The 14709-nt window shown below is 60.5% G+C and carries 15 protein-coding genes and 1 pseudogene; 9 read left to right on the top strand and 7 right to left on the bottom strand.

Annotation, left to right across the window (positions count from 1 at the left end; genetic code table 11):
• Window positions 1-7: 7 nt before the first annotated feature.
• Window positions 8-1123 carry a P1 family peptidase gene (locus tag C2E19_RS18225; protein ID WP_129394463.1) on the bottom strand — a complete coding sequence of 372 codons (1116 nt, stop codon included), beginning with the start codon at window positions 1121-1123 and terminating at the stop codon, window positions 8-10.
• A gap of 174 nt (window positions 1124-1297) precedes the next feature.
• A complete protein-coding gene (locus C2E19_RS18220; protein ID WP_129394462.1) occupies window positions 1298-2413 on the bottom strand; it encodes a polyamine ABC transporter substrate-binding protein in 1116 nt (371 codons plus the stop codon).
• Window positions 2414-2523: 110 nt separating this feature from the next.
• Here C2E19_RS18220 and C2E19_RS18215 point away from each other — a divergent pair.
• Window positions 2524-3273 (top strand): annotated as a pseudogene (locus C2E19_RS18215) (LuxR C-terminal-related transcriptional regulator); the annotation flags it as partial.
• 105 nt (window positions 3274-3378) lie between these two features.
• Here C2E19_RS18215 and C2E19_RS18210 read toward each other — a convergent pair.
• Window positions 3379-4320, bottom strand: coding sequence for a class I SAM-dependent methyltransferase (locus C2E19_RS18210; RefSeq protein ID WP_129394461.1), 942 nt, complete (start codon window positions 4318-4320; stop codon window positions 3379-3381).
• A gap of 200 nt (window positions 4321-4520) precedes the next feature.
• Here C2E19_RS18210 and C2E19_RS18205 point away from each other — a divergent pair, with 200 nt between their 5' ends.
• Together C2E19_RS18205 and C2E19_RS18200 are read left to right on the top strand one after the other, a co-directional pair.
• Window positions 4521-4934, top strand: a complete 414-nt coding sequence (locus tag C2E19_RS18205) for a response regulator (protein ID WP_129394460.1) — start codon at window positions 4521-4523, stop codon at window positions 4932-4934.
• A gap of 67 nt (window positions 4935-5001) precedes the next feature.
• Window positions 5002-5670, top strand: a complete 669-nt coding sequence (locus C2E19_RS18200; protein WP_129394459.1) for an HAD-IA family hydrolase — start codon at window positions 5002-5004, stop codon at window positions 5668-5670.
• 101 nt (window positions 5671-5771) lie between these two features.
• On the opposite strand, the gene C2E19_RS18195 is transcribed toward C2E19_RS18200, so the two are convergent.
• Both C2E19_RS18195 and C2E19_RS18190 read right to left on the bottom strand, forming a co-directional pair.
• Window positions 5772-6431, bottom strand: coding sequence for an isoprenylcysteine carboxylmethyltransferase family protein (locus C2E19_RS18195; RefSeq protein WP_129394458.1), 660 nt, complete (start codon window positions 6429-6431; stop codon window positions 5772-5774).
• 317 nt (window positions 6432-6748) lie between these two features.
• Window positions 6749-7645 (bottom strand): LysR substrate-binding domain-containing protein, encoded by an 897-nt coding sequence (locus C2E19_RS18190; RefSeq protein WP_129394457.1) that lies wholly within the window; start codon window positions 7643-7645, stop codon window positions 6749-6751.
• Window positions 7646-7757: 112 nt separating this feature from the next.
• Here C2E19_RS18190 and C2E19_RS18185 point away from each other — a divergent pair, with 112 nt between their 5' ends.
• The 3 genes from C2E19_RS18185 to C2E19_RS18175 are packed head-to-tail and all read left to right on the top strand — an operon-like array spanning window position 7758 to window position 10036.
• Window positions 7758-8807: an aldo/keto reductase gene (locus C2E19_RS18185; RefSeq protein ID WP_129394456.1), complete on the top strand. Its 1050-nt coding sequence runs from the start codon at window positions 7758-7760 to the stop codon at window positions 8805-8807.
• On the top strand, window positions 8807-9604 hold the full coding sequence (locus C2E19_RS18180) for an SDR family NAD(P)-dependent oxidoreductase (protein WP_129394455.1): 798 nt from the start codon (window positions 8807-8809) through the stop codon (window positions 9602-9604). Before C2E19_RS18185 ends, C2E19_RS18180 begins: the two co-directional genes overlap by 1 nt.
• A gap of 21 nt (window positions 9605-9625) precedes the next feature.
• Window positions 9626-10036, top strand: coding sequence for an SRPBCC family protein (locus C2E19_RS18175; protein ID WP_129394454.1), 411 nt, complete (start codon window positions 9626-9628; stop codon window positions 10034-10036).
• 129 nt (window positions 10037-10165) lie between these two features.
• On the opposite strand, the gene C2E19_RS18170 is transcribed toward C2E19_RS18175, so the two are convergent.
• Window positions 10166-11560: a HAMP domain-containing sensor histidine kinase gene (locus tag C2E19_RS18170; RefSeq protein ID WP_129394453.1), complete on the bottom strand. Its 1395-nt coding sequence runs from the start codon at window positions 11558-11560 to the stop codon at window positions 10166-10168.
• Entirely contained in the window at window positions 11538-12221 is a 684-nt protein-coding gene (locus tag C2E19_RS18165; protein WP_129394452.1) for a response regulator transcription factor, read from the bottom strand. The genes C2E19_RS18170 and C2E19_RS18165 overlap by 23 nt, the downstream gene beginning before the upstream one ends.
• Before the next feature lie 193 nt (window positions 12222-12414).
• Between C2E19_RS18165 and C2E19_RS18160 the strand changes: the two genes are divergently transcribed.
• From C2E19_RS18160 to C2E19_RS18150, 3 genes are all read left to right on the top strand, one after another.
• Window positions 12415-12723: a hypothetical protein gene (locus C2E19_RS18160; RefSeq protein WP_174823973.1), complete on the top strand. Its 309-nt coding sequence runs from the start codon at window positions 12415-12417 to the stop codon at window positions 12721-12723.
• A 192-nt stretch (window positions 12724-12915) separates the two neighbouring features.
• On the top strand, window positions 12916-13845 hold the full coding sequence (locus C2E19_RS18155) for a hypothetical protein (RefSeq protein WP_129394450.1): 930 nt from the start codon (window positions 12916-12918) through the stop codon (window positions 13843-13845).
• 226 nt (window positions 13846-14071) lie between these two features.
• Window positions 14072-14611, top strand: coding sequence for a hypothetical protein (locus C2E19_RS18150; protein ID WP_129394449.1), 540 nt, complete (start codon window positions 14072-14074; stop codon window positions 14609-14611).
• The last annotated feature ends 98 nt before the right edge of the window (window positions 14612-14709 follow it).

Raw genomic sequence — 14709 nt, 5'->3', positions numbered from 1 at the left:
GCAGGGTTTAGCGCGAGCCCGGCCAGCCAGCCTTGTCCAGTGCGGCAAGCAGCGTTTGCGCATCCAGCCCCGGCACCGAATGCCCGTTGCCTGCGGTGCTTTCACTGGCCAGCAAGGCATTGATGATCGCTTCTTCAACCGCCTCGGTCGCCGCCAGAAACAGCTCGCTGATGTGGTCGTTGTTGACCATGCGCAAGCCCTCGCAGGTCGGCGCGCCTTTGCCTTCATAAGCGGCGGGCGGCACCTGATTACCCGTGGCGAATGCGATGAAAATATCGCCGCTGTGGTCCTCGTTGCCGCCCCCGGTACGCGCCAGTCCGAGGCTCGCGCGCTGCGCCAGACGCGTGCATTGATGCGGCAACAGCGGCGCATCGGTGGCCAGGCAGACGACAATCGAACCCATGCCCGGATGCGGTAACGATGCGCGCAAAAACGGCGAGTCCTTCTGCTCCATATAGCGTCCGACCGGATAACCATCGACGCGCAATTCGCTGCGAATGCCGTGATTCGCCTGGACGATTGCGCCCACCGTCCAACCGCCCTGAGCGCTGCTCAAACGGCGCGACGCGGTGCCGATGCCACCCTTGAATTCATGGCAGATCATGCCGCTGCCACCACCGACCGCGCCTTCCTCTACCGCGCCGTCGACCGCGTTGCTCAGGGCTTCGGCGACATGCGCGGGCTGGACATGAAAACCGTTGATGTCGTTGAGCAGACCGTCGAAAGTTTCCAGCACCACCGGCATGTTCCAGTAGAGGCGACCATCGTCCGGTTGCTGCTCACGGTCCAGCGCCACCAGTGCATCGCGCACCACGCCGAGGCTGTGGGTATTGGTGAAAGCGATCGGGCTGGTGAGCAAACCGGCTTCACGAATCCACTCGAGTCCGGTGGCGTCACCGTTACCGTTGAGCACATGCACGCCGGCGAAACACGGTTGCTGATTGGTTGAACCACGGCGCGGTTCGATCACGGTGACGCCGGTGCAGATATCGCGCCCGGCGCTGCTGCGGCCACGCACATTGCTATGGCCGACGCGCACGCCGGGCACATCGGTGATCGCATTGAGCGGGCCGGGCAGCATCTGGCCGATGCGGATATTGAGGTCACGGGCACGGGGTTTCATGATTTGTCTCTCTATAAAAGGGCAGAAATGAATGAGCGGGGCTGAACACAAAACCCTGTGGGAGCGAGGCTTGCCCGCGATGGCGTCCGTTCAGCCAATGCATGTGTCGCCTGACACACCGTCATCGCGGGCAAGCCACGCTCCCACAGGGTTTTGTGTTGTCTGCGGGTGGCGTTACTGGCCGTTCTTGACCTTGCTCCACACCCGCGTCCGTACGCGTTCGGTGGCTTTGGGCAGCGGTTCGAGGGTGTACAGCGTGGACATCGCCTTGGCGGAGGGGTACACCGCCGGATTGTCGCGGGTGGCTTCGGCCACCAGCGGCGTCGCCGCACGATTGCCGTTCGGGTACGACAGGTGATCGCTGACCGGCGCAATCACTTCGGGGCGCAGCAGGTAGTCGATAAAGGCCAGGCCCTGGGTCGGGTTCGGCGCGTCCTTGAGCAGCACCAGCGTGTCGAACCACACCGGCGCGCCTTCCTTCGGCAGGCTGTAGGCGATCTTCACGCCGTTGTTGGCCTGCTCGGCATTGGTCTTGGCTTCGAGCATGGCGCCGGACCAGCCGACCGCCACGCAGATGTTGCCGTTGGACAGATCGCTGATGAACTTCGACGAGTTGAAGTAGGCAATGTGCGGGCGCAGTTTCAGCAGCAGCGCCTCGGCTTTTTTATAGTCTTCGGGATCGGTGCTGTTCGGTGGCAAACCGAGATAGTGCAGAGCGACCGGGAGCATTTCCGACGGCGAATCGAGCATCGCCACGCCGCACTGGCCGAGCTTGGCGAGGTTGTCTTCGTTGAACACCAGGTCCCACGAATCCACCGGCGCCCTCTCGCCGAGCGCAGCGCGAACCTTGTCGACGTTGTAGCCGATGCCGTTGGTGCCCCACAGATACGGCACCGCGTATTGATTGCCGGGATCATTGTTGGCGAGTTTTTTCAGCAGATCGCTATCGAGGTTGTTCCAGCCCGACAACTGCGCCCGGGGCAGCGGGGCGAGGGCGCCGGCCTTGATCAGCGTCGGCAGGCTGAAATTGCTCGCCACCACCACGTCATAGCCGCTGTGGCTGGTCATCAATTTGCCTTCGAGTACTTCGGCGCTGTCGAAGGTGTCGTAGACCGGTTGAATGCCACTGTCGCGCTGAAAATCGTGGAGGGTGGTCGGGCCGATGTAGTCGTACCAATTGTAGACGTGCACGCTCGGCGCATCGCCGGCCATGACGGTCGCGGCGGCGCCAATACTGGCGAGTAGGCCGAGGTTGATGCCCAGGTTGATATAGCCACGGTGACGACGCATGATGCGGCACTCCAGGCCTGTGCAGGCCGGTGATGAACAGGAGTGGTCAGCCTATCGGGCCGGTCGCGCCGGACCCATTCCCATCATGGGTTACTCAAAAGGGGTAGTGCGTGGACGCGTTGTTGCAGGAAATGCCGGTGCATCAAAGTCTCGCGCGGGTATTTGCCGGCGTCGGGCAGGAGGGTTTCTGGCGGGCGCTGGTCGACACCTTGCGCTTGCTGGTGCCGCTGGATAACGCACTGGTGGCGCTGATGAAAGCGGGGCAGGCGCCACAATTGCTGATCGACTTCGACAGCAAAGGCCGATCCGACGAGCAGGAAGAATTGGCCAGCTACACGGCCGGGATGTACCTGCTCGACCCGTTCTATCAGAGCGCGTCCACCGGCATTGCCGATGGCTTGCACAGCCTCGCCAGCGTGGCGCCGGACCAGTTTCTGCACAGCGAGTATTACCTGAGCTACTTCCGTTCGGTGGTGGGCGAAGACGAGTTGCAGTTCATGATCAACGTTGAGGGCGGCGTGCTCGGTTTGTCACTGGGACGCTCGACGACGTTCGCGATGGCCGAGCAAGGCCGCTTGCTGTGCGTGCGCGATTGGGTGTTGGCGGCGATGCGCCGACATGTGCAGTTGTTGCCGCCGCAAGGGCCGGCGGCGGAAGGAGTGGCGGGGGATCTGGCGACCTTGCTGGATCGCTTCGATGCGCGGCTGACAGTGCGCGAAGTCGACACGGCACGGCTGATTCTGCGGGGCTTTTCCAGCAAGGCGATGGCCCAGCAAATGGGCATTTCGCCGGAGACCGTCAAAGTCCATCGGCGCAACCTGTATCACAAGCTCAACGTCACCGGGCATGGCGAACTGTTCCAAGGCCTGTGTAGGAGCTGCCGCAGGCTGCGATCTGTTGATCTTGTCTTTTTTAAAAACAACATCAAAAGATCGCAGCCTGCGGCAGCTCCTACAGGGCTGCCTTTATATTGTGCGTTGGAAGACCAGGGCCTTGAGGCCGCTTTGCGGGTCGATATCCGGAAACTCCGGTGGGTTTTCCAGCCGCTGCTCAAAGCGCAACTCCGGCGCCTCCTGGGTCACGCCATCAATCAGGAATGCCGAACCGAACGCCGGATCATTCATGCACGCCAGCACCGTCCCCTCGGCGGTCAGCAGTTCCGGCAAGCGGCGCAGCACGCGCTGGTAATCCTTGGTCAGCAGGAAACTGCCTTTCTGGAACGACGGTGGATCGATGATCACCAGATCGTACGGGCCGCTGTTGATCACCTTGCCCCAGGACTTGAACAGGTCATGCCCCAGGAAGCTGACTTTGCTCAGGTCGTGGCCGTTCAAGCGGTGATTGTCGCGGCCCCGGCTGAGCGCCGCGCGTGACATGTCCAGATTGACCACGTGGTTGGCACCACCCTCGATGGCCGCCACGGAAAAACCGCAGGTGTAGGCGAACAGATTCAGCACGCGCTTGCCATTGGCCTGTTCACGAACCCAGTCACGGCCGTAGCGCATGTCGAGAAACAGCCCGGTATTCTGCTTGCGACCCAGATCGACGAGGTAGTGCAAACCGCCCTCGACGATGGTCATTTCGTCGATCTCGTCACCGAGCAGCCATTCGGCGGTGCTCTGCGGCAGATAGCGATGCTGGATCAGCAAGGTGTGTGCGCCAGACTGCTGCCATTCATTCGAAGTGCTGATGTCCAGCAGCAATTCCTTGAGATTTTCCAGTTGCTCAGGCGCCGGTTCCTTGAACAGCGACACCAGCACCACGCCTTGCAGCCAGTCCACGGTCAACTGCTCCAGCCCCGGCCAGCAACGTCCGCGCCCGTGAAACAGGCGACGGGTTTCGCTCGGCGCCGCCGCGAGCGCGGGCAGCAGATGGGCATAGAGGGTGGCGAGGGCTTCAGGGTTCATCGGTCAGGGTCGGCAAGCAAAAGGGCCGGCATTTTAACCACAAATAGACCGTTGCGAACGCTTGCCACGGCAATGCCAAAAAAGCCTTTTGGAAAAGACCTGTATCAAAAATGAATTTCTGCAGGGCGTACTGCTCATACCAGATAAGCAGCGGATTCAAGCCGCTAAATCGTTAATGCAAAAACCGGGAGTGCCAGTTCATGTGCCCAACACCTACGGCGAGCGCGCACCTTCCTGGCGGGTTGATTCTGGTCGTTGAAGATGATCCGTTGATTCTGGAGTTTCTCTGCGAAATTCTTCAGGAGGAAGGTTTCAAGGTCGAGCCGCAAACCAGCGCCGACGCCGCATCACTTTATCTTGAGCAGCACGCGCCGGAAGTTGCGCTGCTGCTCACTGACATCACCATGCCCGGCACCTTGAATGGCGCCGACCTGGCCAACCTGGTTGGCGAGCGCTGGCCGGAAAAACCGGTGATGGTCATGTCCGGTTATGAAACGCCCGAGACCTCGGGGGTCAAGCATTCGGTGGCGTTCATCAAAAAGCCGTGGGCCATCGGTCAGTTGCTCGATTGCGTCGAGAGTGCGTTCAAATCCAAGGCCCCGCGCCTGCACTGACGCTGGGTGGATCGGCCGGGCAAGTGCTACATTGCCGGCCCGGTCTTTTGCCAGAGGATGCAAACCTTTGTCTGCTAACGAAACTGTTTTTGCGCGCGCGTTCGGCGCGTTTCTGTTCGACATGGACGGCACTGTCCTCAACTCCATTGCTGCCGCCGAGCGGATCTGGTCTGCCTGGGCGGTGCGCCATGGCGTTGATGTCGAAAAGTTTTTGCCGACCATTCATGGCGCACGGGCCATCGACACCATCAATCGTCTGAACCTGCCGGGGGTGGACGCCGAGGCACAAGCCGCGTTCATCACTGAGGCGGAGATCGAAGACGTTGAAGGCATCGTCGAGATCCCCGGTGCGGCGGCGTTTCTCGATAGCCTGCCGAAAGATCGCTGGGCGATGGTGACCTCGGCGCCGCGGGATCTGGCGTTGCGGCGGATGGCGGCGGCGGGCATTCCGGCGCCAGCGGTGATGATTACTGCCGAGGATGTGCAGGCGGGTAAGCCTGATCCGGCCGGGTATATTCTCGCGGCCAAACGCTTGGGGCTTGAGCCGCGTGATTGTCTGATCTTCGAAGATGCCACCGTCGGTATCCAGGCTGCGCAAGCTGCTGGCGCGCCGCTGATGATCATCACCACGACGCATCAGCACCCGCTGCAAACGAGCCACGCGACGCTGGCGAGTTACACCGACATCAGCGTCAAGATCGACAGCACCGGCCAACTGCACCTGCAACCCAACTGACGTCGTGTAGGCGCTGCCGAAGGCTGCGATCTTTTGATGTTGTTTTTAACAAGACAAGATCAAAAGATCGCAGCCTGCGGCAGCTCCTACAGGGATTGGGGTCAGTAGATGCCTGGCAGCAAGCGCCAGCTGCGGGCGCAATAGGCGTCGTATTCGGCGCCGAACTGGGTGCGCAGCAAGGCTTCTTCGGAATGAATGCGGGCGATCAGCGGGATCAACGTCAGTGCCGCGAGCAGCAGGCCGACAGTTGAGCGGAAGGCCAGCGCCCAGCCCACGGCGTTGATCACCAGCCCCAGATAACTCGGGTTGCGCAGCCGTTGATAGATGCCATCGGTGACCAACCGATGCCCCGGTTGAATCGCCACCAACCCGCTGAAGCGTCGGCCCAGCACAAACACCGGCCACAACCGCAGCGCGCCACCGACGATAAACAGCAACGCCCCGAGCCAGCGCACGCCTTCGCCACCGAACGTCCAGACATTCACCCGGTCGCAGTAGGCCGGCAGAAAACCACTGATCAAGCCGATGACCCCGAACGCCGGAAGCACCCAGCGATTGGCCCGGTCTTCGCGTTCGCCGGAACTGAGATTGACCTCGGTAAACAGCGAAGCCACGACCATCGCCACGGTGGCCAGCGCCACCAGCACCAGCGAACCGTGAGAGAAAAAAATCGCCACCCCGCCAATGCCCCATACCGCCAGGCCCAGATAGGCGAGGGTGGCGAGCACAGCGACGACGGTCATTTGCGCAGACATTCTCATGGCAATCTCACGACAGATGGCTGATCCGTTCAGTGTAGATCGCCACAAACCCTGTGGGGGATTGGAGCCGGCCACGGACTTGAGGATTGCCACAAAACATCGTGGTAGCTGGCGTGGCAATAGAACTTTGGCGCAACACATAACCCCTGTGGGAGTGAGCCTGCTCGCGATAGCGGTGTAGCTGCCAACAAAGAGAGCGATTGACACGACGCCATCGCGAGCAGGCTCACTCCTACACAGGGAATTTGGCTTGGCAGGAGATCTTTGGCGCAACACATAACCCCTGTGGGAGCGGGCTTGCTCGCGAAGGGGCCGTTTCAGTCAGCGCAAATTTCGCCGTCGGTGAGCACTTTCCTGAACGTTTCCACCAGCGGTCGCAAATTGATCCGGTGCCATGCTGCCCACAGCGGAGTGGTGAACGCCAGCCACGGCACTTCTCGCAGTACCACGCCCGGTGGCGCGTTATGGCTCAGGCCTTTCTGAATCATCGCAATCCCCAGCCCCGAGGCCACCAGCCCCAGCGCGGTAAACGGTTCGGTTGCGTGCATGCGCACATCCGGGGTAAACCCCGCGCGGATGCACGCGCTGACAAACTCATCGCTGGCGTCCTGGCGCGGCTGTACGCCAATCCACTCCTGATCCGCCAGATCCTGCGGACTCAACAGCGCCTGCTGCGCCAACCGATGCTGTTCCGGCAGCGCCAGCAACATCGGGTCATCCAGCACCTGGAAACCCAGCAAATCCGGATCGTCATCGGTCGGCGGCTCACTCACAAGTGCAATATCGAGACTACGCTGTCGCAGGCCTTCGAGTTGTTCAGCGGAACTGAGGTTGTACAAGGCGACGTGGACATTCGGCCGATCCGCGCGTAATACGCGCAAGGCATTCGGCAGCACCCCGGCATGCATGGCGTTCTCGATATAACCGATGCACAAGCCGCCTTCTTCGCCACGGCCGAGACGTTTGCCAAGCGATTCCAGGCGATTGGCGTGCGTGAGAAGGGCACGGGTTTCGGCGAGAAACGTCTGCCCGTCGCGGGTCAGGCGAATGCGTTGCTGGCTGCGTTCGAACAGGGTCAGACCCAGACGTTCTTCAAGCTGGGCGATCTGCCGGCTCAGTGGCGATTGGGAAATGTGCAGGCGTTCGGCCGCGCGGCCGACGTGTTCTTCTTCGGCGACTACCACGAAGTAGCGCAATTGGCGGATGTCGATCATGTCAGACCTGTAGGGACTCAAGTGCTGCACATTATGTCTTGGACGGTCTAAGCGTCGCAATCTAGGATCTGCTCAACGGTCACACAGACCCAGAACGAATGAGGACAATCCGATGAGCTTGAAAGACAAACTGCCCGGCCAACTGGGCTTCGGCACCGCACCACTGGGCAACATGTTCCGCGCCATCCCGGAAGCCGAAGCGCAAGCCACCGTGCATGCCGCATGGGATGCTGGCGTACGCTACTTCGACACCGCGCCGTTTTACGGCTCGGGCCTGTCGGAAATCCGCCTTGGCGAAGCCTTGAAGCAATATCAGCGTGACGACTACGTACTCAGCAGCAAAGTCGGGCGGGTGATTCTCGACGAAGTCGAAGACGCCGCCGCCCGCGATCTCGGTGAAAAAAGCGGTGTATTCGAACACGGCCGGCCGAACAAGATCGTCAACGACTACAGCGCCGACGCCACCCTGCGCTCCATCGAAGACAGCCTCAAGCGTCTGCAAACCGATCGCCTCGACATCGTCTGGGTGCATGACATCGCTCAGGATTTCTACGGCGATCAATGGCTGGAATACTTCAATCAGGCGCGCACCGGCGCTTTCAAGGTGCTGACCCGTTTGCGTGAAGAAGGCGTGATCAAGGCCTGGGGCCTGGGCGTGAACAAAGTCGAGCCGTGCGAACTGACTCTGGATCTGGCCGAGGCGCAGCCTGACGGCTTTCTCCTCGCCGGACGCTACACGCTGCTCGACCACGAACGGCCGCTGCAACGCCTGATGGATGCGGCGCTGGCACAGAACGTTGAAATCGTCGTCGGAGGTCCTTACAGCTCGGGCATTCTGGCCGGTGGCTCGCACTTCGAATACCAGAAAGCCAGCCCTGAGATCATCGCCAGAGTGGAACAGATCAAGCGCATCGCCGCAGCCTACAACGTTGATGTAAAAGCCGCCGCGCTGCAGTTTTCGCTGGCCAACCCAGCGGTCGCGGCGGTGATTCCGGGCGCGAGCAAGCCGGGGCGGATTGCTGAAGATGTCGCGGCGTTGTCGGCGGTCATTCCTGCCGGTTTCTGGCAGGCATTGCGTGAAGCGAAACTGGTTTCTGAACGGGCGCCGTTGCCGGATCAAAAGATCGCAGCCTTCGGCAGCTCCTACATGGGAGGTGTGTAATGAAGATTGACTTGGGTGGCAAGCTGGCGATTGTCAGTGGCAGTACGGCGGGCATTGGTCTGGGCATCAGCCAGTCATTGGCTGAGGCGGGGGCCACGGTGATTGTCATTGGCCGTGACGCCGGCAAGGTCGAACAGGCGCTGGCGAGCATCCGGGAGAAAGTGCCGGGCGCCCAATTGCGCGGTCTGGCTGCCGATCTGGGCACGGCGGAGGGCGCGCAGAAACTGTTCGCCGCCGAGCCACGTGCGGACATTCTGGTGAACAACCTCGGCATCTTCGACGCTGTCGATTTCTTCGAAGCGCCGGACAGCGAGTGGACGCGCTTCTACGAGGTCAACGTGATTTCCGGCGTGCGCCTGGCGCGGCATTATGTGCCGGCGATGGTCGAGCAGGGCTGGGGCCGGGTGATTTTCCTGTCTTCGGAATCCGGCGTGGCAACCCCGGCAGACATGATCAACTATGGCGTGACCAAAAGTGCCAATCTGGCGGTGTCCCACGGTTTGGCCAAACGTCTGGCTGGCACCGGCGTGACGGTCAATGCGATTCTGCCGGGGCCGACCTTCACCGATGGCCTGCAAGACATGCTCAAGGATGCGGCCGCCGAATCCGGGCGCAACCTGCGTGATGAGGCCGACGCCTTTGTGCTCAAGGCCCGCCCGACCTCCATCATCCAGCGTGTCGCGGATGTCGAAGAGGTCGCGCATCTGGTCACCTACATCGCTTCGCCGCTGTCCTCGGCCACCACGGGCGCCGCTTTGCGCGTCGATGGCGGCGTGGTCGACAGCCTGACAATCTAAGTATCTGGAGAACTGTTTTTTATGCCAACAGCATCAGCAACCATCGAAATCCCGGCTTCGGCCGATCAGGTCTGGCAATTGATCGGCGGCTTCAACACGCTGCCCGATTGGCTACCCTTCATTCCCAACAGCGAACTGAGTGACGGTGGCCGTGTGCGCACCTTGCAGACCGCTGATGGCGGCGTGGTGATCGAGCGTCTGCAGGCGTTCGATAACACAGCGAAGACCTACAGCTATTCGATCGAGCAAGCGCCGTTCCCGGCCACGGATTATCTGGCGACGATCAAGGTCGAAGCCCAGGGGCAGGGCGCACGGGTCACGTGGTCGGGGCGCTTCAATGCCAAAGGCGTGAGCGATGAGGAAGTAGTAGCGCTGTTCAGCGGCATCTACCAGGGTGGCCTCGAAGCCCTGCGCGCCAATTACCCAACCTGAAGAACACCACAATCCAATGTAGGAGTGAGCCTGCTCGCGATAGCAATCTGTCAGTAACGAGTAAGTTGACTGACACACCGCTATCGCGAGCAGGCTCACTCCTACAGGGGTTGCATTCCAAGGGGGAGGTCAGGAGTTTTCGATCAGGCTCTGCCGGCAATCGAGCAGCAGTTTCGCCCCGCCCAGATCGCTGCTGCCGACTTCCAGGTTGAAGCCGTGCAAGCTGACAATCGCAGCCACTATCGACAAGCCCAGACCAAAGCCGCTTTGCGGCTGCCCACCTTCAGCACGATAGAAGCGCTGGAACACCGCCTCACGCTCCGATTCGGGAATTCCCGGTCCTGAGTCGTGCACTTCGATCCGCGTCTGCCCACCGGCATTCACCCCGCGCAACATCACCGTGCCGCCGGGCGGGGTGAACTTGATCGAGTTGCTCAGCAGGTTCGCCAACGCCTCGAACAACAACGCCCGATCACCATTGAGCGGCGGCAATGTCTCCGGCATGTTCAGCTCGAAACACAGCTCGCCTTCCTCGGCCAGCGGCAGGTAGAACTCATGCAATTCTTCCAGCAGTTGCACCGGATCCAGCTCGACGAACCCTGAACGCCGCTGCCGATCCTCCAGCTCGGAAATCCGCAGCAGGCCGCGAAAACGCGCCATCAACGTGTCCGCTTCCGCCAGCACCAGATCCAGTTGCGCCGCCTCCTGCGAGCCTTCGCCGGCCTGTTGCTGCATGCGATACAACTGCGCGCGCAGGCGCGTCAGCGGGGTGCGCAAATCGTGGGCGATGTTGTCGCAGACGCCTTTGACCTCATTCATCAAGCGCTCGATGCGTTCGAGCATGGCGTTAACGATGGCCGCGAGCATGTCCAGTTCATCGCGGCGGTTGGACAACGGCAAACGGTGCGTCAGGTCACCGGCAACGATCGACTGCGCGCTGGCCTGAATCGCCCGAATCCGCCGCAACGGGCGGCGCCGCAGCAAATGCCAACCGGCAATCCCCGGCAGAATCGTCAGCGACACACCCCAGAACAGCGCATGCAAAATGATTCGCGTCACCGCGAACAGCGAGCCGTTGTCGCGCAGCAACACCAGCCAGCGCCCATCGCGGGTTTGCGTGGCGACGGCATCGCAGCTGTCATTGGGCAGGGTCGGGTCATCGGAGTCGGCGCAATCGGCGAGCATGTGGATCTTGCCGTCCAGCGGCAGGCCTTCGGGGATCTGCTGCAAGGCGCCGCCGAGGTAGACGCCCTGCGCGTCGAACAGACCGTAGGCGTCGATGCCGCGAATGTCGAAGGTCATGCTCGCAGCGAGGGCTTCTTCCAGTTGCTCACCGCGAAAGTGCGAGAACAGATGCTGACGTTGCATCAACGAATGTTTGGCGAGGTTGTCGAGGTAACCGGAGACTTCGTAGTACATGACCCCCATGAGGATCGCGCTCCACGCCACGAACAGCGAACTGTACAGCGCCAGCAAACGGCTGCTGGAGGAGCGCCAGCCGTCAGACGGGTTCGGCAATGACATAACCCGAGCCTCGTACCGTGCGGATCAGCGGAACGTTGCCCACTGCGTCGATCTTCTTGCGCAGACGGCCGATGTGCACGTCGATCAGGTTGGTGCCCGGGTCGAAGTGATAACCCCAGACTTCTTCGAAAATCATCATCCGCGAAAGGATCTGGCCGCTGTTGCGCATGAGGAATTCGAGCAGCTTGTATTCGGTCGGCAATAGCGTCAGCACCTGTTCGGCACGGCGCGCTTCGTGGCTGATCAGGTCCAGCTCAAGGTCGGCGACCTGCAAGGTGGTGGCCTGAGTCGCGCCGCTGTTCTGCCGACGCAGCAACACTTCCACCCGCGCCGCCATTTCATCGGTGGCGAACGGCTTGGTCAGATAATCATCGCCGCCGGCACGCAAGCCGCGCACGCGTTCATCGACATCGGAGAGGGCGCTGATCATCAGAATCGGCGTGGCCACGCCCATGGTGCGCAGCGTGGTGACGATGGCCAGGCCATCGAGTTCGGGGAGCATGCGATCGAGGGTGATCAAGTCGTAGTTGCCGCTTACGGCGCGGTCGAGGCCTTCACGGCCATTGTCGACCCAGTCTACGTCCAGCCCGTGGCTGCTCAGTTCGGCGACGATTTCCCGAGCGGTCACGGCGTCGTCTTCGATGGTCAAGATACGAGTCATAGGCAGGCCTGCTGATCGGTTCAAACGGAATGGCAGCATTTTGCCAAGAAAATCCGCTGACGCTTTAAATTAACTTTCATGTTGTAGCTGTCATTTGCGCGCCTTGGCGATTAATTTGCGAGAACGTTGATATCATCTGGCCATAAATTCAATCAGGAGCGGTTCTGTGCGTATCTCCATTCGCCGTGGCTGGATGCCAATCACCGGGTTGTTATTGTTGCTGTTCAGCGCTTCAACCTGGGCGGCCAACACCCCGTGTTCCGGGAAAAAGGGCGGTATTGCTCGTTGCGATGGCGACCTGTTCCTGTGCAATGACGGCTCGATCAGCGGTTCGAAGAAAAGCTGCGCGGCCATGTTTGGCGAGCGCCAGCAGGCCCGACCGCAAAACTTCCTGCAGAGCGACGATGGCTGCGCCTGCGGCAGCGGTTCGTTCTGCACTGGCCCACGCGGTGGCGTGTATTGCCTGACGCCCAGCGGTAACAAAAGCTACAAACGCAAATAGCTGGCATTTGTGCCAATGCATAAAACCCGCTGTTATCCGGCTGTTGTTGCAATTTGCATGGTCCTGGGAAGTTCATTCTTTCTAACTTATTGAAACAAAACGATTTATTTAATTTCTGCGACTGGCACGGTCACTGCAATTCATCTGATGACGAGTTGTAACACCATTTTTCATGCCTGGAGCAGAACAACAATGAATAGATCCTCTGATGGGTTATATCCTGCCTTCGAAGAGTCGAGCAGCGTTTCGGGCGTGTCCTGGGGCGCGATTTTCGCAGGTGCTGCGGCTGCCGCTGCCCTGTCGATGATTTTGGTCCTGCTCGGTTTCGGTTTGGGTTTCTCTGCCGTTTCACCGTGGGCCGGAGAGGGCGTCAGCGCCAAGGGCCTGGGCATTTCAACCATTGTCTGGCTGGCGGCGACGCAAATCATCGCCTCCGGCATGGGCGGTTACATCGCCGGTCGCCTGCGGGTGAAGTGGGCGAACATGCACGGCGATGAGGTGTATTTCCGCGACACCGCGCACGGCTTCCTTGCCTGGTGTGTGGCGACGTTGGTCACCGCGGTTTTGGTGGTTGGCTCGGTCAGCAGCGTCATCAGTGGCGGTGTACAGGCCGGTGCCAGTGTCGCTGGCGGTGCAGCCAGCGCCATGACTCAGGCAGCAGGTTCCGCTGCGGCGAACACCGACAGCAATCAATACGGCTACTACATCGACAGCCTGTTCCGCGATGACCGTCCGGCTTCCGTCAGCGATGACGCCGCGCATGGCGCCGTAACCCGCATCTTCGCGCAAAGCCTGGCCAACGGTCAGCTCAGCGCCGAAGACCGCACCTACCTCGCACAACTGGTGGCCCAGCGGACCAACCTGACGCAGGCCGATGCCGAGCGTCGTGTTGACGAGATCTACGCCCGTACCCAGAAAGCCCTGGCCGACGCCAAGTTGAAAGCTCAACAAGCCGCCGACACCGCTGCCAAAGTCGCTGCCTGGACTTCGCTGTGGATGTTCATCTCGCTGCTGGCCGGTGCGTTCTTCGCCAGTTTCGCGGCTACTTTCGGCGGTCGCCGTCGCGATGCAGTTGAATACGTTGAAGTCGATACCTACACCACGACCACTCCAGTCCGTTAAACAAGGAGCATGACCATGCGCTCATTACTGCTGTTTTTCCTCGGCGTACCGATCCCGATCATCATTCTGATTGCTCTGTTCGTGCACTGATTGCTCCATTGAGGCCCATGCCTCGGCCGCTTCCACCTTCGGGTGGAAGCGGCTTTTTGCTTTCTGCGGGAACAGCGGCGAGAATCGGCGCCGGAAGTGGATTGGCCGCTTTTAACTCTCTTTAAGGATGAACACGTTGGACAAGAAGGAAACCAGGCGCCAGTTGGTTGAAATGCTCGAAGGCGGGCGCTCGAAAACTGAAACCTTCAAGGCGTTGTCGGGTGGTGCGGTTAAAGATCGCGTATTGGCGGCCTGGATTGCGGGTCGTCCGGATCCGGCACTCAGGGAAAAGCATTCACTCAAAGTCACCCTGCTGGTTGTGTTGACCTGCATCCAGGCATTTGTCGGCTCAGTCGCCGGCTTCTTCCTGTTCTATGACGCGAGCGCCGGCCTGGCATTGACCATGCTGTTGATCGCTGGTGGCATTCCGTTGTTGTTTGCATGGTGCTTTTACAAGAACGTGGCGGCGGCTTATACCGTCTACATTATCCTGACCATCAGTCAGGTTTCACGCATGTTCAAGGGTTATGAAGAAGATCCGGTATCGACCGTGATTGGCGTCGTCATCACCCTGGCCATGGTGTTCTACGCCGCCTGGGTCAAATCGCTGCTGTTCCCGGATCTGGGGTTGATTGGCGCGAAGAAAATAAAAGGGCAGTTCGTCTTCTCCAATTGATCGTTGGACAATCCGACCGCTTTCACTGGCCTGGATCAATATTTCCCGCGGCGATATCCCCTAACTTAAAAGATCCAAGCCCTTGCCGCGGGATCGAC

Source organism: Pseudomonas sp. DTU12.3 (assembly GCF_004124275.1).
GTDB lineage: Bacteria > Pseudomonadota > Gammaproteobacteria > Pseudomonadales > Pseudomonadaceae > Aquipseudomonas > Aquipseudomonas helmanticensis.
This window is presented reverse-complemented; position numbering and strand designations above follow the sequence as displayed.

Excerpts from the sequence above, each read along its gene's own strand:
- C2E19_RS18225 (WP_129394463.1), bottom strand. The coding sequence starts at position 1,123 with ATGAAACCCCGTGCCCGTGACCTCAATATCCGCATCGGCCAGATGCTG.
- C2E19_RS18220 (WP_129394462.1), bottom strand. The coding sequence starts at position 2,413 with ATGCGTCGTCACCGTGGCTATATCAACCTGGGCATCAACCTCGGCCTA.
- C2E19_RS18210 (WP_129394461.1), bottom strand. The coding sequence starts at position 4,320 with ATGAACCCTGAAGCCCTCGCCACCCTCTATGCCCATCTGCTGCCCGCG.
- C2E19_RS18205 (WP_129394460.1), top strand. The coding sequence starts at position 4,521 with ATGTGCCCAACACCTACGGCGAGCGCGCACCTTCCTGGCGGGTTGATT.
- C2E19_RS18195 (WP_129394458.1), bottom strand. The coding sequence starts at position 6,431 with ATGAGAATGTCTGCGCAAATGACCGTCGTCGCTGTGCTCGCCACCCTC.
- C2E19_RS18190 (WP_129394457.1), bottom strand. The coding sequence starts at position 7,645 with ATGATCGACATCCGCCAATTGCGCTACTTCGTGGTAGTCGCCGAAGAA.
- C2E19_RS18185 (WP_129394456.1), top strand. The coding sequence starts at position 7,758 with ATGAGCTTGAAAGACAAACTGCCCGGCCAACTGGGCTTCGGCACCGCA.
- C2E19_RS18180 (WP_129394455.1), top strand. The coding sequence starts at position 8,807 with ATGAAGATTGACTTGGGTGGCAAGCTGGCGATTGTCAGTGGCAGTACG.
- C2E19_RS18175 (WP_129394454.1), top strand. The coding sequence starts at position 9,626 with ATGCCAACAGCATCAGCAACCATCGAAATCCCGGCTTCGGCCGATCAG.
- C2E19_RS18170 (WP_129394453.1), bottom strand. The coding sequence starts at position 11,560 with ATGTCATTGCCGAACCCGTCTGACGGCTGGCGCTCCTCCAGCAGCCGT.
- C2E19_RS18165 (WP_129394452.1), bottom strand. The coding sequence starts at position 12,221 with ATGACTCGTATCTTGACCATCGAAGACGACGCCGTGACCGCTCGGGAA.
- C2E19_RS18160 (WP_174823973.1), top strand. The coding sequence starts at position 12,415 with ATGCCAATCACCGGGTTGTTATTGTTGCTGTTCAGCGCTTCAACCTGG.
- C2E19_RS18155 (WP_129394450.1), top strand. The coding sequence starts at position 12,916 with ATGAATAGATCCTCTGATGGGTTATATCCTGCCTTCGAAGAGTCGAGC.